A 17,566-nucleotide genomic window follows, 5' to 3' on the forward strand; every position below is an offset into this window, starting at 1 on the left:
TCTCCTTCGGGACGACGGGTCGGTCAGGACTGCTGGGGACGACGGTAGAACGGGAGCGGCACGACGACCACGGGCTCGGCCCGTCCGCGCACGTCGACGGCGAGCTCGGTGCCCTCCGCCGACAGCTCGGGCGTGACGTACGCCAGGGCGATCGGGTGGCCGAGCGTCGGCGACGGGGCACCGGACGTCACCGTGCCCACGCGGCGCGCGGACTCCCCCACCGCTCCCCCGGCGTCGACGCCGTCGCCCGGCAGCACGACGGCGTAGCCCGCCCGCGCGGGCCGTCGCCCCAGCCCCTCGAGCCCGACGAGCACGCGCGCGGGCGGGGACTCCCGGCGCGCGGCGAGCGCGGCCCGGCCGACGAACTCGAGCGGGGCGCCGTCGGCGTCGACCTTGTCGAGCCTCACGACGCGCCCGAGCCCCGCCTCGTACGGCGTGGTCGTGGTGTCGAGCTCGTGCCCGTACAGCGGCATCCCCGCCTCCAGGCGCAGCGAGTCGCGCGCGGAGAGGCCCGCCGGGACGAGGCCGAGCGGCCCGCCCGCGGCGAGCACGGTGCGCCACAGGTCGGCGGCGCGGTCCGCGGGCACGAACAGCTCGAAGCCGTCCTCCCCCGTGTACCCGGTGCGGGCCACGAGGGCGTCCACCGCGCCGTCGTCGGTGCGCAGCACGAGCGGTGCCGCCGCGTAGTACCGGAGGTCGCGCACGGTCCCGGCGGCGACCGGGTCGGCCGGGTCCGTGAGGCCCGCGACGATCTCCTCCGCGCGCGGCCCCTGGACCGCGACGAGCGCCGTGGCCGACCCCTGGTCGGTGACGTTCGCGTCGAAGCCCGCGGCCCGCGCGACGAGCTCGCGCGCGACGAGGTCCGCGTTGCCCGCGTTCGCGACCACGAGGAACCGCTCGTCCGCGAGGCGGTACACGACGAGGTCGTCGAGGACCGCGCCGTCCTCCTGGCAGATCATCGTGTAGCGCGCCCGGCCGGGCGCGACCGCCGAGAGGTTCCCGACGAGCGCGTGGTCCAGCGCGGCCGCGGCCTGCGGTCCCGCGACCTCGATCTCGCCCATGTGGGAGAGGTCGAACAGGCCGGCCGCCTCGCGGACGGCGCGGTGCTCCGCGAGGTCGGACGTGTACCGCAGCGGCATCAGCCACCCGCCGAAGCTCGTGAGGTTCGCGCCGAGCGCGACGTGCTCGTCGTGCAGCGGGCTGCGACGCTCCGCGCTCTCGGTCGTCCCGGTCTGCTGCTCGGTCATGCGAGGTCTCCCGTCACGTAGGACTCCAGGGGCGGGCACGAGCACACCAGGTTGCGGTCGCCCCGCGCACCGTCGATGCGGCGCACCGGCGGCCAGTACTTCCCGGCGCGCAGGCTCGCGACCGGGTACGCCGCGAGCTCGCGCGAGTACGGCTTGTCCCAGTCCTCCGCCACGAGCGCCGCCGCGGTGTGCGGGGCGCCGCGCAGCGGCGACTCCTCGACGCTCCAGCGGCCGGAGGCGACGGCGTCGATCTCGCCGCGGATCGCGACGAGCGCGTCGACGAACCGGTCGAGCTCCGCGAGGTCCTCGCTCTCCGTCGGCTCCACCATGAGCGTGCCCGCCACGGGGAACGAGAGCGTCGGGGCGTGGAACCCGTAGTCCATGAGCCGCTTCGCCACGTCCTCCGCCGTCACGCCCGTCTGCGCGGTGATCGGGCGCAGGTCGAGGATGCACTCGTGCGCGACGAGGCCGTTCGGCCCGGTGTACAGCACCGGGTAGTGGTCGGCGAGCCGGTTCGCGACGTAGTTCGCCGTGAGCACGGCCGTCTTCGTCGCCTCCGTCAGACCGTCCGGGCCCATGAGCGCGACGTACGCGTACGAGATCGGCAGGATCCCGGCCGACCCGTACCGCGTCGCCGAGACCGGGGTACCGGTGGCGGGGTCCTGACCGGGAGCCAGCGGGTCGCCCGGGAGGAACGGCACGAGGTGCGCGGCGACCGCGACGGGGCCGACTCCCGGCCCTCCCCCGCCGTGCGGGATGCAGAACGTCTTGTGCAGGTTCAGGTGCGAGACGTCGCCCCCGAACTCCCCCGGGCGCGCGAGCCCGACGAGCGCGTTGAGGTTCGCCCCGTCGATGTACACCTGACCACCCGCCTCATGTACGAGGTCGCAGACCTCGCGGACGTGCTCCTCGAAGACGCCGTGCGTCGACGGGTACGTGATCATGATCGCCGCGACCCGCGGGCCGTGGTCGGCCAGCTTCGCGCGCAGGTCGGCCAGGTCCACCTCGCCGCTCTCCGCGGTGCGCACGACCTCGACCCTCAGCCCCGCCAGCGCCGCCGACGCCGCGTTCGTCCCGTGCGCCGACGCGGGGATCAGGCACACGTCACGCTCCACGTCGCCGCGCGACACGTGGTACTCGCGGATCGCCAGGAGGCCCGCGAGCTCGCCCTGCGACCCCGCGTTCGGCTGCACCGAGACGCCCGCGTAACCCGTGATCTCCGCGAGCGCCGACTCGAGGCCGCCGATCAGCTCCTCGTAGCCGCGCGCCTGGTCGGCCGGCACGAACGGGTGCAGGTCCGCGAACCCCGGCCAGGAGATCGCCTCCATCTCCGCCGTCGCGTTGAGCTTCATCGTGCACGAGCCCAGGGGGATCATCGTGCGGTCCAGCGCGAGGTCCTTGTCCGCGAGACGGCGCAGGTAGCGCAGCATCGACGTCTCGGACCGGTGCAGGCGGAAGATCGGGTGCCGGAGGTACGCCGTCGTCCGGGTCGCCCAGGTCGGGAGGTCGTGGCCGGACCCGGCCACGGGGGCGCCCTCGGCGCTCGGGCCTCCAGCGGCGTCCACGCCGAACGACCTCAGCACGGTGTCGACGGTCGCGGGGGTGGTGGTCTCGTCGCAGGCGATCTGTACATGATCTGCATCGGGGTTGTACAGGTTGATGCCGGCGGTGGCGGCGGCCTCGACGACGGCGGTGGCGCGGCCCGGGACGACGGCGCGGACGGTGTCGAAGAAGGTGTCGTGCTCGACGGCGACGCCCGCGGCCCGGAGGCGCTCCGCGAGGGTCACGGCGTGCGCGTGCGTGCGCTCGGCGATGGCGCGGAGGCCGTCGGGCCCGTGGTAGACCGCGTACATCGAGGCGACGATCGCGAGGAGGGCCTGCGCCGTGCAGATGTTGCTCGTCGCCTTCTCGCGCCGGATGTGCTGCTCGCGCGTCTGGAGCGCGAGGCGGTAGGCGGTGGCGCCGTCGGCGTCGATCGAGACGCCCACGAGACGGCCGGGGAGCGAGCGCTCCAGACCCTTGCGCACGGCCATGAACGCCGCGTGCGGGCCCCCGTAGAACAACGGGACGCCGAACCGCTGGGCCGAGCCCACCGCCACGTCGGCGCCGAGCTCGCCGGGGGAGACGAGCAGCGTCAGCGCGAGCAGGTCGCTCGCCACGGTGACGAGCGCGCCCGCGTCCTTGGCCTCCGCGACCACGGGCCGCCAGTCCACGACGCGGCCCGACGCGCCCGACTGCTGGACGACGACGCCCACGAGGTGCGCGTCGTCGTCCAGCCCGGTCGGGAACGCGCCCGCCGCGCGGGCGGCGGCGAGCCCGGCCTCCAGGCCGTCCGACAGGTCCGCGACGACGACGGGCAGGCCGACCGCCCGGGCCCGGCCCTGGGTGACGGCGAGCGTCTGCGGGAAGAGGTCGGCGTCGAGCACCACGTAGCCGCCCTTCGCGCGCGACGCCCGCCACATGAGGGCGACGGCCTCCGCGACCGCGGTCGCCTCGTCGAGCAGCGACGCGTTCGCGACGTCGAGACCCGTGAGGTCCTCGACGACCTGCTGGAAGTTGAGCAGCGCCTCCAGGCGGCCCTGCGAGATCTCGGGCTGGTACGGCGTGTACGCCGTGTACCAGGCGGGGGACTCGAGGACGTTGCGACGGATCACCGGGGGAGTGACGGTGCCGTAGTAGCCGAGCCCGATCATCTGCGTCTTCACGACGTTCTTCGCGGCGAGCGCGCGCAGGTGGTCGAGCACCTCCGTCTCGGTGCGCGCCGCAGGCAGGTCGAGCGGGCGCTCGGTGCGGATCGCCGCGGGCACGGCGGCGTCGACCAGCGCGTCGAGCGAGGCGTGGCCGAGCTGGTCGAGCATGACCTGCACCTCGCGGCCGCGCGGGCCGAGGTGGCGCGGCGCGAACGCGCCGGAGGCGGCGTCGAGCGGGGAGGTGCGGTCGAGGGACGGCTGGGTCACGGGGACCTCCGGGGGAGGGGACGACGGCGGGTCCCTCCCCGCTCTGTCATCGGACGCACGCGTCGACCTGAGAGTTTTGCCGGTCCGCCGTGCCACGAGGGCCGGGGCGCGCCGACTTGCACCGTCGGTGGGCCGCGCGCGACGCCTCGAGGGCGCCCCAGCACGGCCGCTTTCCAGAGTTGCCTCGCCTCGACGGTACGTGGGCCTGAGAGATTCCCGGGGAGGACTTGCTCCTTCGGCGCCGTCGCCGCGGTCCGGGGACCGGGGCGACGGACTCTCCCGTCGCGGTTCTGGCGGCCCGGCCGGCACCGCGCCCGAAGGACGGCACCGCCGGTCAAGCATGGAGTTGTGGCCTCATCGTAGCGGGCACACCGCCCTCGCTCCCGCGTACCCGGTGCCCCCGGCCCTGCGGACCCCAGGAGGCCGCCGTACATTCGGACGATGGGGGACACGCGCACGATCATCGTCACCGGGGCCGCAGGGCCGGCCGGGCGGGCGCTCGGGGCTCAGCTCGCGCGACGACCGGAGGTGCACGCCGTCGGGGTGGACCTGGCGCCACGTGCCGTCCCGGGGTTCGCGACCGTGGAGGCCGTCCCGGCGGCGGGAGACCCCGCCTACGACGGCGCGACCCTGGCGCTCGTGCGCCGGTACGGAGACGTCCTCGTCGTCCCGTCCGTCTCCGAGGAGCTGGCGCACCTCGCCGTCCTCGCCGGTGCCGCGGGCCTGACCCGCGACGTCGTGGTGTCGCCGCCCGGCCCGACGGCCGTCGCCGGCGACAAGCTCCTCACGATGCTCGCGCTCGACCGCCAGGGCGTCGGCGTCCCGCCGCACGCCGGGGCCGACGCCCTGCCCTCCGCGGCGGACGCGCTCGACTGGGCGGCGGGTCCGGTCGTCGTCAAGCCGCGTGTCGCGCGGGGCGGGCGTGGCGTCCACGTCGTGGAGACCGCGGACGACCCGGCATGGGCCGCTCTCGACGCGTCGTGGATCGTCCAGGGGTTCGCGCCGGGGCGGGAGTACTGCCCGCAGGTGTTCCGGTCGCCGTCGACCGGGGAGACGCAGGTCGTCGTCCTGGAGAAGACCGGCCGCAAGGAGGGACGCGTCGGCAACGCCACGACGGTGACGCGCCTCGAGGAGAGCGCGGCCGCGGACGTCGCCGCCGTGGCACGGGCCACGACCCTGGCGCTCGGGCTCGTCGGTCCTCTCGACATGGACGTCCGGCGGCTCGCGGACGGGACACCGGTCGTCCTGGAGGTCAACGCGCGCTTCGGGGCGGTGTCCGAGTCCGCACCGGAGCTGCTCGACGCCGTGCTCCGCGAGTGGCCGGTCTGAAGGCATGCCGGCCGCCCTGACCGGAGTCCTCACCGCGCTCGCGCTCGTGGTCGGATCGACGCTCCTCGTCGTGGGGCTCGTCCGCCTCGCCCTCGTGCCGTTCGCGCTCGCCTTCGAGCACCGCCACCGACGCGCGGCACCCGGCCCCGCCGGGCTCGGCCCGTCCTGGGCGGAGCCTCCTCTGGTCTCCGTCGTGGTCCCCGCCTTCGACGAGGCGGTCGTCATCGACAACTGCGTGCGGTCGCTCCTGCGCAGCGACTACCCGCGCTTCGAGATCCTGTGCGTCGACGACGGGTCCCGCGACGACACCTTCGACAGGATGCTCAGGCTGTCCGAGCGGCACGCGCGCGTGCACGCGGTGCGGCAGGAGAACGCCGGCAAGGGCGCCGCCCTCAACCGTGGCATCGCCCTCGCGCGGGGCGAGGTCGTCCTCCTGGTCGACGCCGACGGCGTCTTCCGGCACGACACGATCACCCGGCTGCTGCGCGGGTTCCGCGACGCCCGCGTCGGCGCGGTGTGCGGGAACGACCGCCCGGTGAACCTCGATCGGGTGCTGACGCGGTTCCTCGCCCTCGTCAGCCACGTCGGCACCGGGCTCATGCGCCGCGCGCTCGACGTGCTCGGCTGCCTCCCCGTCGTGTCGGGGAACGTGGGCGCGTTCCGGCGCGAGGTGCTCGAACGCACGGGGCCCCTCCGGACGGACACCCTGGCAGAGGACCTCGAGCTCACCTGGCGGGTGCACGCCGCCGGCTACGGGGTGACGTTCGCGCCGGACGCCGTGGTCTACGCCGAGTCGCCCTCGACGGTCCGCGGCCTCTGGCGACAGCGGGTGCGGTGGGCGCGCGGCCTGCTCCAGGTGTCGGCGCTGCACCGGCGGATGATCGGCAACCTCCGGTACGGGCGCTTCGGGGCGTACCTGCTCTACAACACCGTGTCGCAGGTGGCGGGACCGTTCCTCCAGGTGCTCGCGTTCCTCGCCCTCTCCGTCCTCGTCGCCGTCGAGGGCACGGGCTGGCTGCCTCCGTCGTGGTGGGAGTGGGCGCTGTTCCTCGGGCTGCCCCTGTCCCTGGGGCTGCTGCTCCTCGCGGTCGTGCTCGACCACGCACCCGGCGATCTTCGATATCTGTGGACGGTCCCGCTGTGGCCCGTCTACTCCTCGCTCATGACACTGGTCATGCTGGAGGCGGCACGCCGGGAGACGACGGACGCGGAGGGACGATGGGACAAGCTCGAGAGGACCGGCACGGTGTCGGTGCGCGGGCTCGGCGCGGTCGACGACCCTGGGTCGCGCTGATCGTCGTGCCCCTCGTCGCCGTCGTCGTCGCGGCGGTGCTCCTCGCAAGCCCGTGGAAGGAGTCCCTGCCGCCCATGCGGTCCACGCCCCCGCCCGACGACGTACGGTCCGTCAGCATCGACTTCGGTGTGGTGACCGACCCGGGCACCGACTGGGGAGCGGTCGACCAGCACCTCGACTCCGCCGGGGCGAACGCCGTGGAGCTCAACGCCGGACGGGTGGAGTTCACCGCGTTCGACTGGGCCGCCTACCCGGAGGCCGCCGCCGAGCCGGGTACCGACCACCTCTCGACGGCGGCGCGCGCCCTGGCCCGGACCTCCGACGGCGCGCAGCGCGAGTTCGGCCTGATCGTGGACGCGTTCGTCCCGCGGTGGCTCGAGCAGGACCCCTCCCTCGCCGGCCGGAGCACGAGCGGTGAGACGGCGACCTACCAGGCCTCCGCGAGCGCTCTCGCGACCGGGCCCGTCGGTGACCGCCTGGTCGCCTACGTCGTCGCGCTGGGCGAGCGGTACGAGCCCGCGTACATCTCCGTGACCGAGCTCTTCCTCGACGGCTACACGTTCGGCGAGGACGATCTCGCGCTCTACCGCGAGATGACCGGCGCGGAGGACTGGCCGCGCGACGAGTCCGGCGCGGTCCAGGAGGACGCGCCGGAGCTGGGGTCCTGGCGGTCCGACGTGCTCGCCGGGCTCCTCGCGCGGATGCGGGCCGGCCTCGACGAGGTCGGGGACGGCGACGGCGCGTCGATCGCCCTCTCCATGGAGGTACGCGTGGACTGGGACGACCTCGCGCAGGGCGTCCCGTCCAGCGGCCACGACTACGGCGTCCTGCTGTCCGCCGTCGACCGGCTGACCGTCTGGGCCTACTTCCAGAACTCGGGACACGAGGCCGACAGCGTCGAGGCGCTCACCGCAGCGCTCGCTGCGGCGGGATACGACACGTCGCGCATCACGATCTCCGTCGGCCTCTGGGCGGGGCGCGGCCGCAACATCGAGCCGGAGACGATGGCGGAGGGCGTCTCCTTCGCCGCGACGAACGGGGTGCGCTCGGTCAACGTGACCCCGTACTCCCTCATGGGCGACGCGTACTGGACCGCGCTCGCGTCCGTGTGGCGCCCCGACGCGAGCGAAGAACCGGCCTAGGGCTCGTCCTGGTCCGGTGAGAGGTCGGGCAGGAGCACGTCCACCTCGGTCCCGACCCCCGGTTCGCTGGCGATGGACAGGCTCCCCCCGTGCGCGTCGACGATCGTCTGCACGAGCGACAGGCCGAGACCGACGCCCCGGACCCGCCGACGGACGGTCTCCCGGGTCCGGTAGAAGCGCTCGGTCAGGCGCGCGAGCTCATCCGCCGGGATGCCGGTGCCGTGGTCAACGACCCGGACGCGGACGCACCGGGCGGCATCCTGCGCGGGCTCGGCGGTGACGCTCACCCGCACCTGGCCGCCCCGCGTGCTGTGCTTCACGGCGTTCGTGAGCAGGTTCTCGACCACCTGGCCCAGCCGCTGCGCGTCGGAGAGCAGGCGGACCTCGGCGTCCCCGTCCTCGACGATCGCGACCCCGGCACGGGCCGCGACCGGTGCGGTGGACGCCACGGCCTCCCGGACCACCTCCACCACGTCCAGCTCCATCGGTACCAGGGCGAACGTCCCGGAGACCACCTGGGCGCTGGTGAGCAGGTCCTCCACCAGGGCCTGGAGCTGGTGCGCGTTGCGCTCCACGACCTGGAGATAGCGCTGCTGCTCGTCGTCCAGGCTCTCGGGCCGCATCCGGAGCAGGTCGACGTACCCGAGGATCGAGGCGAGCGGCGTGCGCAGCTCGTGGCTGACGAGGCCGATGAACGCGTCCTGCTCCTGCTCGTCCTCGTGGCGGCGCGTCACGTCGGTCGCCACGAACAGGTAGCCCGGCGGGAGCTCCGGCGCCGGCCCCGAGAGGGCGGGCCTGCGGGTCACGACCACCTCGAGCCGACGACTCGTACCGTCCGGCAGGGTGTGGTCGCGCTCGTGCACCTCGGTGCCGCCGTGCGCGGCGGCCCCGACGATCTCCGCGAGCGCCGACGGCGTGCCCCCCTCCTGGTCGCCCGCCTCGCCCGCCGCGGCCGATCCTCCGCCGAGGAGGCGGACGACGTCCGTCCCCACGAGCGTGCTCGCCGCCGTCCCGAGGAGACGTTCGGCGCCGGTGTTGGCGGAGACCACCGTGCCCGCGTCGTCGGTGGCCAGGAAGGCCTGCTCGGTAGCGGCGGCGAGGATGCTCGCGAGCGTGTCCCGCGAGTCGCGCAGACGTCCTGACGACGCGTCGAGGGCGTCGCGGGCGGCGGCCAGCTGGACGGCCTGGCCGCGCGCGAGCGTCACCATGCCGTGGATGCCGAGCGCGAGCGTCGCGAGGATCGAGAAGGTGACGACCGCGTGCAGGACGGGCTGGATCCGGCCGGTGTCCACGACGACCGGCACGAGGAGGACCAGACCCGCGCCCGCGAGCCCGACCGCGGGACCGGCCGAGCCCGGACGGAGCGCCAGGCTCGCGAGGGGGAGGACGAGGAGGATGTCGAGGGTCACCGCCTGGAGGCCCGCCCCGACGTCGAGCAGGCCGATCGCGAGCATCTGCGCGAGCGAGCAGGCGAAGCGCCATGAGACGGGCCACGTGTCCCACCGGCCGAGCGCGGCGACCACGAGGACGCCGACGGAGAGCACGACCGCCGCGACCAGCAGACCCGGACGGGCGGGCTCCACCATCCACCACAGCGAGGCCGCGGCGACCACCACGGAGAGCGTGATGGGCACCTGGCGCAGCGCGACGGCGTCCTCGTCCGCCCAGCCCAGGCGGAGGACCGGGTACCTCTCACCGAGCTCGGTCGGTCTGCTCACCGCCCGCCGGAGCCGTGCCCGGCGTCCGCCCCCTGCCCGTCGACCGCGGGAGCCGCCTGGACGACCTCCCCGCGGACGAGGGTCTCGCTGGCCCGGACCGTCTCCAACGGCTCGGCGTCGCGGGCGGGGCTGAACCTGGCCCAGTACCGCGCGGTCGCACGCACCACGTCGGGCTGCATGTACTCCCGGTGGCTCTGGGACGCGAAGGCGGCGAGCATGCTCAGCTTGGTGTCGACGAACCCGTCGACGTCGACGAAGCGGTTCGGCGCGAACTCGACGGTCGAGGACGGGCTCTGGAAGCACCAGAGCCCCGGGACCTCCCGCGCAGCGACCTGGACCGCCTCGTGCACGGCGCGGTGGTCCTGGTGGCGGTCGTGGATCCCGTGGGTGTAGATCCGCGTCGGGCGGACCTCCCGGACGACCTCCTCGATCGCGGTGATCATCCCCGCGGCGGGGTCCAGCCGCGTGTCGGGGAAGTCGAGGTGCACGAGGCGCGCACCGACGACCGCGGCCGCGGCGGCCGCCTCCGAGCGGCGGGCCGAGGTCTCGCCGCCGACCGCACCGCCGGAGAGGACGAGCGTCACGATCTCGTCCCCGGCGGCGGCGTGCGCGGCGAGCGTGGCACCCACCCCGATCTCGACGTCGTCCGGGTGCGCTCCGACGGCGAGCACCCGCTGCCGGGAGGAGGTGCGGGCCGCCCGGGTCCGCTGCGCGAGCTCGGTGGCGCGGCGGACGACCTCGGCGGCTGTCACCGGCTTGACGAGGAAGTCGTCCGCCGACTCGCGCAGCGCACCGATCGCGTGGTCCACGGTCGGGTACGCGGTGACGATCATGACGCGCACCGCCGGGTCGATCGCCCGGAGCTCGGGCAGGACCTCGAGCCCGGAACGGCCGGGCAGCTGGATGTCGCTGACGAGGACGTCGTACGACTGCCGTCGCAGCGCCTCGACGGCTCCCTCGGCGGTCTCGACCGTGTCGACGTGCATGCCGCCGTGACGCTCGAGCGCGATCCTCAGGAACTCGGCGGCGTCGAGGTCGTCCTCGATCACGAGCACCTGGTACTGGGATTCGGGCACGGTCCCCCCTGACTGCGGACTCGGTCCCATCGACGGTACGCGCCCCGGGACGACACCGCTCGTCACGGTCCCGGCGTGCGCGGCACGGGCACCCCGGGGCGCGGTCAGGGACGCCCGGCGTCGCCTCCCGCGGGCTCGACGACGACGGAGCGCACCGTCGCGAGACGCCGGACCGCGCGCTCCAGGGCCCGCGTGCGGCGGGGCGTCGCGCGGAACGACACGACGATCCGCCCCGCCCGGCCGTCGCCGTCCACCGGCCCGGTGGCGAGCGAGTCGAAGCTCACGCCGCGCGTCGAGAACACCCCGGTGAGCGCGGTGAGCGTGCCCGGCTGGTCCAGACCGTGCACGGTCGCGACCCAGTCGCGCTCCGCACCGGCCGGGGTCGGCACGCGCTCCGCGACCGTCGTCCCGGTCGTGCCCGGGACGCCAGCCGTCCCGACCTGCGTGCCCGCCGCGCCCGACGAACCCTCCGCACCCGCCGCCGCGCTCGCCGTACCGCCCGCGGGCGACCCCGCGCTCGCCGACGCCGCGCTCGCCGACACCAGGCGATCGATCCCCCCGGCCGCCTGCACGAGCCGGCGCGCTTCGTCGTCGGGCAGCTCGTCGAGCAGGACGCGCGTCCACCCGCCCGGGCCGAGCACGACCGGGACGCCGAGGACGCCGCGCGACGGCACGCCGTCGTCCGAGGGAAGCCGTCCGTCGAGCTCGCCGTCGAGCGCGACCTGCCCCGCGACGACGATCTCGCGGCCGTCGAGGATCACCTCGAGGAGGTCGACGGTCGCGCTCGCGGTGCCCGCGGGGGTCTTCGCGCCGGACTGGTGGGTCATCCAGGGTCGCGTGACGAGCCGCAGGTCGGCGGGCCAGGTGTCGATGAGCTCGAACGCGGCGCCCATGTCCTGGCTCGCGACGCGCGCGAGCTCGTCCTTCGCCGCGGCGATCTCGCCGGGCAGGGCGCCGAGCGTGCGGCCGCGGCGTAGCGCGGCGACGGCGCGGGCCCGCTCGTCGGCGTCGAGCCCGCTCACCCGGACGGTCGACCACAGCGGGACGGCGTCCTCGCCGTGCTGGCCCCCCACGAACCCGCCGACCCGGTGCCGCCGCACGCCCAGCTCGACCGCGATCTCGCGCCGGAACCGCAGCGTGTCGAGCCAGGCCCCCATGCCGAGCACGCGGTGCCGCCCGAGCCGTTCCGCCATGACCGCGACCCCGAGCTCCACGGGGTTCGTCACGACGATCACGACCTCGTGGCCCGAGCCGTGCCGCGCGATCGCGTCCGCGTACTCGGCGAGCACCGCGCCGTTCGTCGCGGCGAGCACGCGCCGGTCGGGGTCGGCGCCCGTGCGGGCCGGGGGAGTGAGGCCGGCGGCGACGACGATGACGTCGGCGGTCACGTCGTCGGGCGAGTGCGCGACGTCGAGGAGCGGCGCGTGCTCGTCGTACGCGTCGACGAGGTCGGCGCGCAGCCCGTGCACGGCGCGCCCCGACGCGCCCCCGGCCCGGCCGACGAGCTGGAGCCGCGCCGTCGGCGGGAGCACCCGCCGCTCGACGATCTGCGTGCACACCTGCCGGCCGACGTCGCCCGTCGCCCCCACCACCGCTACGTCCACCCTCGCAGGCTACGACGCCCCGGAGTCAGGCGAACGCGATCCCGCCCGCGGCGGCGACCATCTCGTCGAGCACGGCGGAGACCACGGGGCGGGGCTCGTGCCGGGTCGCGCGGTGGCGCGCGACGAGGCGGCGCGAGCCGAGCCCGGGCAGCCCGACGACCGTGACGCCGTCGGGCACCTCGTCCGACGCGCCACCCTCCACGGCGAGCGCCGGGAGCATCGCGACGCCGAGCCCGGCCGCGACGAGCGAGAGCGCGACGTCGAAGTCGTAGTAGTTGTGCCGCGTGCGCAGGGTCCCGCCGAGCCCGCGCGACAGCCGCCGGAGCGCACGGGCCGCGGCGGTGCCGGGCTCGGGTCCCAGCCACACGGCGTCGCGCACGTCGTCGAGACGCGTGGGCGTCGGCATGCCGGCGGGGACGACGAGCCGCCACGGCTCGTCGAGCAGGACGATCTCGCGCGTGCCGCGCGGGGCGGGGGAGTCGGCCTCGTAGTCGCGCTCGAGGAGGACGACGTCGAGCTCGCCCGCGCGCAGGAGGCGCAGGGCCTCGGTGGGCTCGCGCTCCTGCACGTCGAGCTCGATCCCGGGGGCGGTCTCGGCGAGCCGCCCGGCGACGGGCGCGACGACGGCGCGGATCGCCGTCTGGAAGGAACCGACGGCGACGCGCCCGCTCACCTCGTCGCCGAGCGCGGCGAGCGCCTTGCGGGCCTCGACGAGCTCGGTCTCGATGCGCTCGGCGGTCTCGGCGAGCACGCGACCGGCGGGCGTGAGGGTCACGCCGCGCGGTCCGCGGTCGAGCACGACGACCCCCTCCTCGGCCTCGAGCCGCTGGATCTGCTGCGAGACCGCGGACGGGGTGACGTGCAGGAGATCCGCTGCCGCGAGGATGCCTCCACCACGGTGCACGGCAAGGAGGAAACCAAGTCTGCGTGGGTCCGTCGCCATGTAGAGATGCTAAACGCCCGGTGCAGAATCCTTCGATTGTGCTGAACCGCGGAAGGCCTCATACTTGTCGTGGCGCCGGTCGGTTACCTCCTCCTCCTTACGGGTCGGCGCCCGAGCTTCGCACCACCCGCGCCACCAGCCATCGGCCCGGAGCGCACAGCCACCGCAGCGTCGCGGTACCCCCCTCCACCCCTTCTTCGTCACCGGAGTACCGCTGTGCCTGTCACCCTCGACGCGATCGTCATGTTCCTCGGCTGGATCGGTGCCGCCGCCGGCGTCGTCGCCTACGCGATGGTCAGCCGTGGCCGCTGGGCGCCGTCGTCCGCCCCGTTCCAGCTCACCAACCTCACCGCCGCGGGCCTCATGGGCATGGTCGCCGCGGCCAACGGCGTGTGGCCGTCCGTCGCCGCGAACCTCGTGTGGGTGCTCATCGGCGCCCAGGCGATCGTCGTCATCGTGCGGGCGCGGCGTGCGCGCCGTCGCGCGCTCGACGAGGCCGCCGCCCTCACCGCGTCCGCCCCTGCGGCGGTCGCCGTGCGCGCCGACGGCGAGCCCGCGCCCCAGGAGGTCGGGCTCGCCGCCTGACGGCCGCCCGCCCCGCCCGGCACGGCTGCCCGACCCCGCTCGGCGCGGCCGCCCGACCCCGCTCAGCGCGGAGCGCCGGGCGCCGGCTCCAGGACGACGTCCACCACGACCGCACGGTGGTCGGACAGCCCTGTGTCGACGGCCGTCGCGGGCCCGAGGGCCCGGACGGTCGGGCCGCCGGGCAGGCCGTCGGCGAGCACGTGGTCGACCTGCCGCACGGGCCGGTCGACGGGGTGCGTGAGCACGTCGGCGAGCGACGTGAACCCGGTGATCTCCGCGGGCTCCGGCGCGCGCAGGTTGAGGTCGCCCAGCAGCACGAGCGGGCGCGGGAGCGGCGCGCAGGCTCCCGTGAAGGCCCGGAGCTGGTCCGCGGTGAACTCGGGGCGCGACGTCGTGTGCGCGGTCACGACGGTGAGCGGCCCCCACGGCGTGCGGACGGCCGCGGCGAGCGCAGCGCGCGGCTCGTCGGGCACCACCCGGAAGGGCAGCAGGCGCGCGGCCCCCGTCGCGGTCCCCGGCCGGCGCCGCCGCACGCGCGACCGCCACGGCATCCGGTCGAGCTCGAGGCGCGACCACCGCTCGACGGGGAACCTGCTGACGAGACCGATGCCGTAGGACGCGACGCCCGGGACGCGCCGCACGCCCGACCCCGGCCGCCCCGCGCGCACCCACGCACCGGAGACGCCACGGAGCGTGGGGGACAGGTGCCGGTGCTCGGCGCGCAGCGCCTCCGCCGCGACGGCGACGAGGTCGGCGCGGTGCGAGCGGGGCGAGTCGCGCTCGACCTCCTGGAGCGCGAGCACGTCGGCGTCGAGGTACGCGACGGCGCGCGCGAACCGCTCGACGTCGACCGTGCCGTCGAGCGCGGCGCCGTGCAGCGTGTTGAAGGTCGCGAGGCGGAGGGCGCCGTCCGGGCGCGGGGGCAGCGGTCCGTCGTTCAGGTCACGGGAGTCGTGGGGCACCGGACGATCCTCGCGCGGGCCGCGGACCGTCGCGACCAGGGCGGGGTCCCCGGGCGCGGGGGACGTCGTCGGGCCGCGCGCCGCCCGGGCCGCGTCAGAGGGTGCGGCGCCAGGCGGCGATGCGCTCGACCGCCTCGGCGACCGTGCTCGGGGCCGCGGCGAACGACAGCCGGACCCAGTCCCCGCCGCGGACGCCGTCGAAGTCGGTGCCGGGGGTGAGCGCGACGCCCGCCTCGGCGAGCAGGCGCGCGCACCACGTCACGGAGTCCAGACCGTCCCCGGAGACGTCGGCGTAGACGTAGAACGCGCCGTCGGCGGGCGCGACGCGCGACCACCCGAGGTCGTCGAGCCGGGAGAGCACGAGCTCGCGCGACGCCGCGTACCGCGCGACGTTCTCGGCCGCGGCGGCGTACCCCTGGGGGGAGAACGCGGCGACGCCCGCGTGCTGCGCGAGCGCAGGCGGCGACAGCGCGACGTTCCCGGCGAGGGCGTCGACCGGCCCCACGAGCTCGTCGGGCAGCACGAGCCACCCGAGGCGCCACCCCGTCATCGCCCAGTACTTCGAGAACGAGTTGACGACGACGGCGCCGTCGGGCACGTACCGCGCCGCCGTCGGCAGCGCGGCGGCCGGGCCGTCCGCGCCGTCACCGTAGACGATGCCGTGGTAGATCTCGTCGCTCACGAGGCGCACCTCGTGGTCGGTGCACCACGCCGCGACGGCGTCGAGCTCGGCGGGCAGGATCATCGTCCCCGTCGGGTTCGCGGGGCTCGCGACGACGAGCCCGTCGAGGCCGCCGTCGTAGTACGCCTCCATGAGCTGCGACACCGTGGGCTGGTAGCGCGTCTCCGGGCCGCAGTCGAGCTCGACGACCTCGCAGCCCAGCGCGCGCAGGATGTTCTTGTACGCGGGGTAGCCGGGGCGTGCGAGCGCGACGCGGTCGCCGACGTCGAAGGCCGCGAGGAACGCGAGGAGGAACCCGCCGGACGACCCGGTCGTCACCGCGACGCGCGCCGGGTCGATCTCGACGCCGTACCAGCGGTCGTAGTGCTCGGCGATCGCGCGCCGCAGCGTGGGCACCCCGAGCGACTCGGTGTAGCCGAGGTCGCCGTGCTCGAGCAGCTCGATCGCACGCCGCCGCACGACGTCCGACGCCCCGGTCGACGGCTCGCCCGCGCAGAGGTTGAGCACGGACGCGCCCGCGTCGCGCAACCGGTTCGCCTCGGCGAGAACCTCCATCACGGCGAACGGCGGCACGTGGGAGCGGCGTGAGACCTTCATCGACCCGGGCATGAGCCCATCATGCCCGCGTCATCCGTTCGGCGGACGTCGGTCGGCCGCGCGCGGAGGTGTCGGTCGTCCGGGCGACGCGCCGCACCGCGCGCCCGGGGTCGGATGAGGCCATGACGACCGACGACGCCTGGCGCGACGGCCCCGACGACCGGGAGGACGACGACCACGGCGGGGGGCGGGACCGTGCCGCGACCTTCCGCCCCGTCCGCGGGTGGGCGGTGCTGTGGCGCAGCGCGTTCGGGCTCCGGCACGGCGGTCACGAGTACGTCGTGGCCGTGGACTTCCTCGACTGGGACGAGCGCATCCGCCTGTACCGGGACGGCCGCCTCGTCGACGAGCAGCGCTCGCGCGCCCGGTTCGACCTCGGGGGCGCGACGCTGGAGGCGAGGATGAGCACCTACGGGATGCGGTACGTGCGCGTCGTGGACGCGGTCGGCACCGTGCACGACGTCCCGCCGCTGCCCGGGACCGCCGAGGCCTGGCGCGACCGCATGGACCGCGAGCGCCCGACGGCGAGCCGCGCCGTGGGCGTGACGGCGTGGGTCGTGCTCGCGGTCGCGCTCGTCACGCAGGTGCCGCAGCTGCTCGCGCTGGCGTCGGAGATCACGGGGTGGACCCCGCCCTTCGTGCCGGACCTCCCGGGCCCGGTGAACACGATCCTCACCGTGGGCGGCGTGCTCGCCGCGCTCGACCGGGCCCTGCGCCGCCGGTACCACCCGCTCCTCGACGGCTGATCCCCCCGCTCGTCCCGCGGGGCGGCGGCTGCCTACGCTGACAGGGACGACGAGGGAGGTTCTCGTGTTCCGACGACGTTCCCGCACCCCGGACGACGATCCGGTCCGGCGGGCCGCGCAGTACCGGGTCGACCGGGAGGCGGCACGCGAGGCCGCGCAGCAGGAGGGGTCTGCCGACGAGCCCGCCATCCCGGACCCGGCGCGCGCACCGGGCGGGGCGCGCACGACGGGCGAGCCGGCCGGGGCGCGCGACGACGACCTCCCGGCCGGCGGTCCGCGTCGTGTACGACCCGAGGACCGCGCGATGTACGTCGACACGGTGATCGACCAGGCCGTCCGGCGCGGAGAGTTCGACGACCTCCCGCTCGCGGGCAAGCCGATCCCCGGGCTCACGGGCACGCACGACCCGGACTGGTGGCTCAAGGCGGTGATCGAGCGCGAGCAGCTCACCGGGCTCGGGCCCCCGGCCATGCTCCTCAAGCGCGAGGACCGCGAGCTCGACGACCGCCTCGACCGCGAGCTCGACGAGACGGCGGTCCGCGAGATCCTCGCGGACTTCAACGCGCGCGTCGTCGACGCCCGCCGCCAGCTGCTCGGCGGGCCGCCCGTCGTGACGCCGACGCGCGACGTCGAGCACGAGGTCGCGCGCTGGCGCGCCCGCCGCGCCGCCCGCTGACCACCGGA

The 17,566-nt window shown here is 75.5% G+C and carries 14 protein-coding genes and 1 riboswitch; of the genes, 6 read left to right on the forward strand and 8 right to left on the reverse strand.

Features of this window, described 5'->3' with window-relative positions; genetic code table 11:
• Nucleotides 1-23 precede the first annotated feature (23 nt).
• Together gcvT and gcvP are read right to left on the reverse strand one after the other, a co-directional pair.
• Nucleotides 24-1,247 (reverse strand): glycine cleavage system aminomethyltransferase GcvT, encoded by a 1,224-nt coding sequence (gcvT, locus tag AC3WT4_RS13220; protein ID WP_354053013.1) that lies wholly within the window; start codon nucleotides 1,245-1,247, stop codon nucleotides 24-26.
• Nucleotides 1,244-4,105 (reverse strand): aminomethyl-transferring glycine dehydrogenase, encoded by a 2,862-nt coding sequence (gcvP, locus tag AC3WT4_RS13225; RefSeq protein WP_492315695.1) that lies wholly within the window; start codon nucleotides 4,103-4,105, stop codon nucleotides 1,244-1,246. Before gcvP ends, gcvT begins: the two co-directional genes overlap by 4 nt.
• 282 nt (nucleotides 4,106-4,387) lie before the next feature.
• Nucleotides 4,388-4,496, reverse strand: a riboswitch (glycine riboswitch).
• Between the two features lie 149 nt (nucleotides 4,497-4,645).
• Between gcvP and AC3WT4_RS13230 the strand changes: the two genes are divergently transcribed.
• The 3 genes from AC3WT4_RS13230 to AC3WT4_RS13240 are packed head-to-tail and all read left to right on the forward strand — an operon-like array spanning nucleotide 4,646 to nucleotide 7,969.
• Nucleotides 4,646-5,533, forward strand: a complete 888-nt coding sequence (locus AC3WT4_RS13230) for an ATP-grasp domain-containing protein (RefSeq protein WP_074804121.1) — start codon at nucleotides 4,646-4,648, stop codon at nucleotides 5,531-5,533.
• A 4-nt stretch (nucleotides 5,534-5,537) separates the two neighbouring features.
• Nucleotides 5,538-6,827, forward strand: coding sequence for a glycosyltransferase family 2 protein (locus AC3WT4_RS13235; RefSeq protein WP_492315647.1), 1,290 nt, complete (start codon nucleotides 5,538-5,540; stop codon nucleotides 6,825-6,827).
• A gap of 5 nt (nucleotides 6,828-6,832) precedes the next feature.
• Entirely contained in the window at nucleotides 6,833-7,969 is a 1,137-nt protein-coding gene (locus tag AC3WT4_RS13240) for a hypothetical protein (RefSeq protein ID WP_175009387.1), read from the forward strand.
• Here AC3WT4_RS13240 and AC3WT4_RS13245 read toward each other — a convergent pair.
• The 4 genes from AC3WT4_RS13245 to AC3WT4_RS13260 form a co-directional block, all read right to left on the reverse strand.
• Nucleotides 7,966-9,687, reverse strand: coding sequence for a sensor histidine kinase (locus AC3WT4_RS13245; protein WP_492315648.1), 1,722 nt, complete (start codon nucleotides 9,685-9,687; stop codon nucleotides 7,966-7,968). The two genes, AC3WT4_RS13240 and AC3WT4_RS13245, sit on opposite strands and share 4 nt — an antisense overlap.
• The gene (locus AC3WT4_RS13250; protein ID WP_074804112.1) at nucleotides 9,684-10,763 is read right to left on the reverse strand and encodes a PIG-L family deacetylase; all 1,080 of its coding nucleotides are present in this window, start codon (nucleotides 10,761-10,763) and stop codon (nucleotides 9,684-9,686) included. The genes AC3WT4_RS13245 and AC3WT4_RS13250 overlap by 4 nt, the downstream gene beginning before the upstream one ends.
• Before the next feature lie 104 nt (nucleotides 10,764-10,867).
• Nucleotides 10,868-12,367: a lactate/malate family dehydrogenase gene (locus tag AC3WT4_RS13255; protein ID WP_074804108.1), complete on the reverse strand. Its 1,500-nt coding sequence runs from the start codon at nucleotides 12,365-12,367 to the stop codon at nucleotides 10,868-10,870.
• Between the two features lie 25 nt (nucleotides 12,368-12,392).
• Nucleotides 12,393-13,310 carry a LysR family transcriptional regulator gene (locus AC3WT4_RS13260; RefSeq protein ID WP_074804106.1) on the reverse strand — a complete coding sequence of 306 codons (918 nt, stop codon included), beginning with the start codon at nucleotides 13,308-13,310 and terminating at the stop codon, nucleotides 12,393-12,395.
• A gap of 216 nt (nucleotides 13,311-13,526) precedes the next feature.
• Between AC3WT4_RS13260 and AC3WT4_RS13265 the strand changes: the two genes are divergently transcribed.
• Nucleotides 13,527-13,895 carry a CBU_0592 family membrane protein gene (locus AC3WT4_RS13265; protein ID WP_074804104.1) on the forward strand — a complete coding sequence of 123 codons (369 nt, stop codon included), beginning with the start codon at nucleotides 13,527-13,529 and terminating at the stop codon, nucleotides 13,893-13,895.
• 62 nt (nucleotides 13,896-13,957) lie between these two features.
• On the opposite strand, the gene AC3WT4_RS13270 is transcribed toward AC3WT4_RS13265, so the two are convergent.
• Complete coding sequence (locus AC3WT4_RS13270; RefSeq protein ID WP_492315649.1) at nucleotides 13,958-14,857, reverse strand: endonuclease/exonuclease/phosphatase family protein; 900 nt, start codon at nucleotides 14,855-14,857, stop codon at nucleotides 13,958-13,960.
• A gap of 94 nt (nucleotides 14,858-14,951) precedes the next feature.
• Nucleotides 14,952-16,136, reverse strand: a complete 1,185-nt coding sequence (locus AC3WT4_RS13275) for a pyridoxal phosphate-dependent aminotransferase (protein WP_492315696.1) — start codon at nucleotides 16,134-16,136, stop codon at nucleotides 14,952-14,954.
• Between the two features lie 122 nt (nucleotides 16,137-16,258).
• On the opposite strand from AC3WT4_RS13275, the gene AC3WT4_RS13280 reads away from it, so the two are divergent.
• Both AC3WT4_RS13280 and AC3WT4_RS13285 read left to right on the forward strand, forming a co-directional pair.
• Nucleotides 16,259-16,882 carry a hypothetical protein gene (locus AC3WT4_RS13280; protein ID WP_146177765.1) on the forward strand — a complete coding sequence of 208 codons (624 nt, stop codon included), beginning with the start codon at nucleotides 16,259-16,261 and terminating at the stop codon, nucleotides 16,880-16,882.
• 64 nt (nucleotides 16,883-16,946) lie between these two features.
• On the forward strand, nucleotides 16,947-17,558 hold the full coding sequence (locus AC3WT4_RS13285; protein ID WP_492315650.1) for a DnaJ family domain-containing protein: 612 nt from the start codon (nucleotides 16,947-16,949) through the stop codon (nucleotides 17,556-17,558).
• The last annotated feature ends 8 nt before the right edge of the window (nucleotides 17,559-17,566 follow it).

The sequence above is a fragment of the Cellulosimicrobium sp. EB106-03-01-XG111 genome (assembly GCF_058792115.1).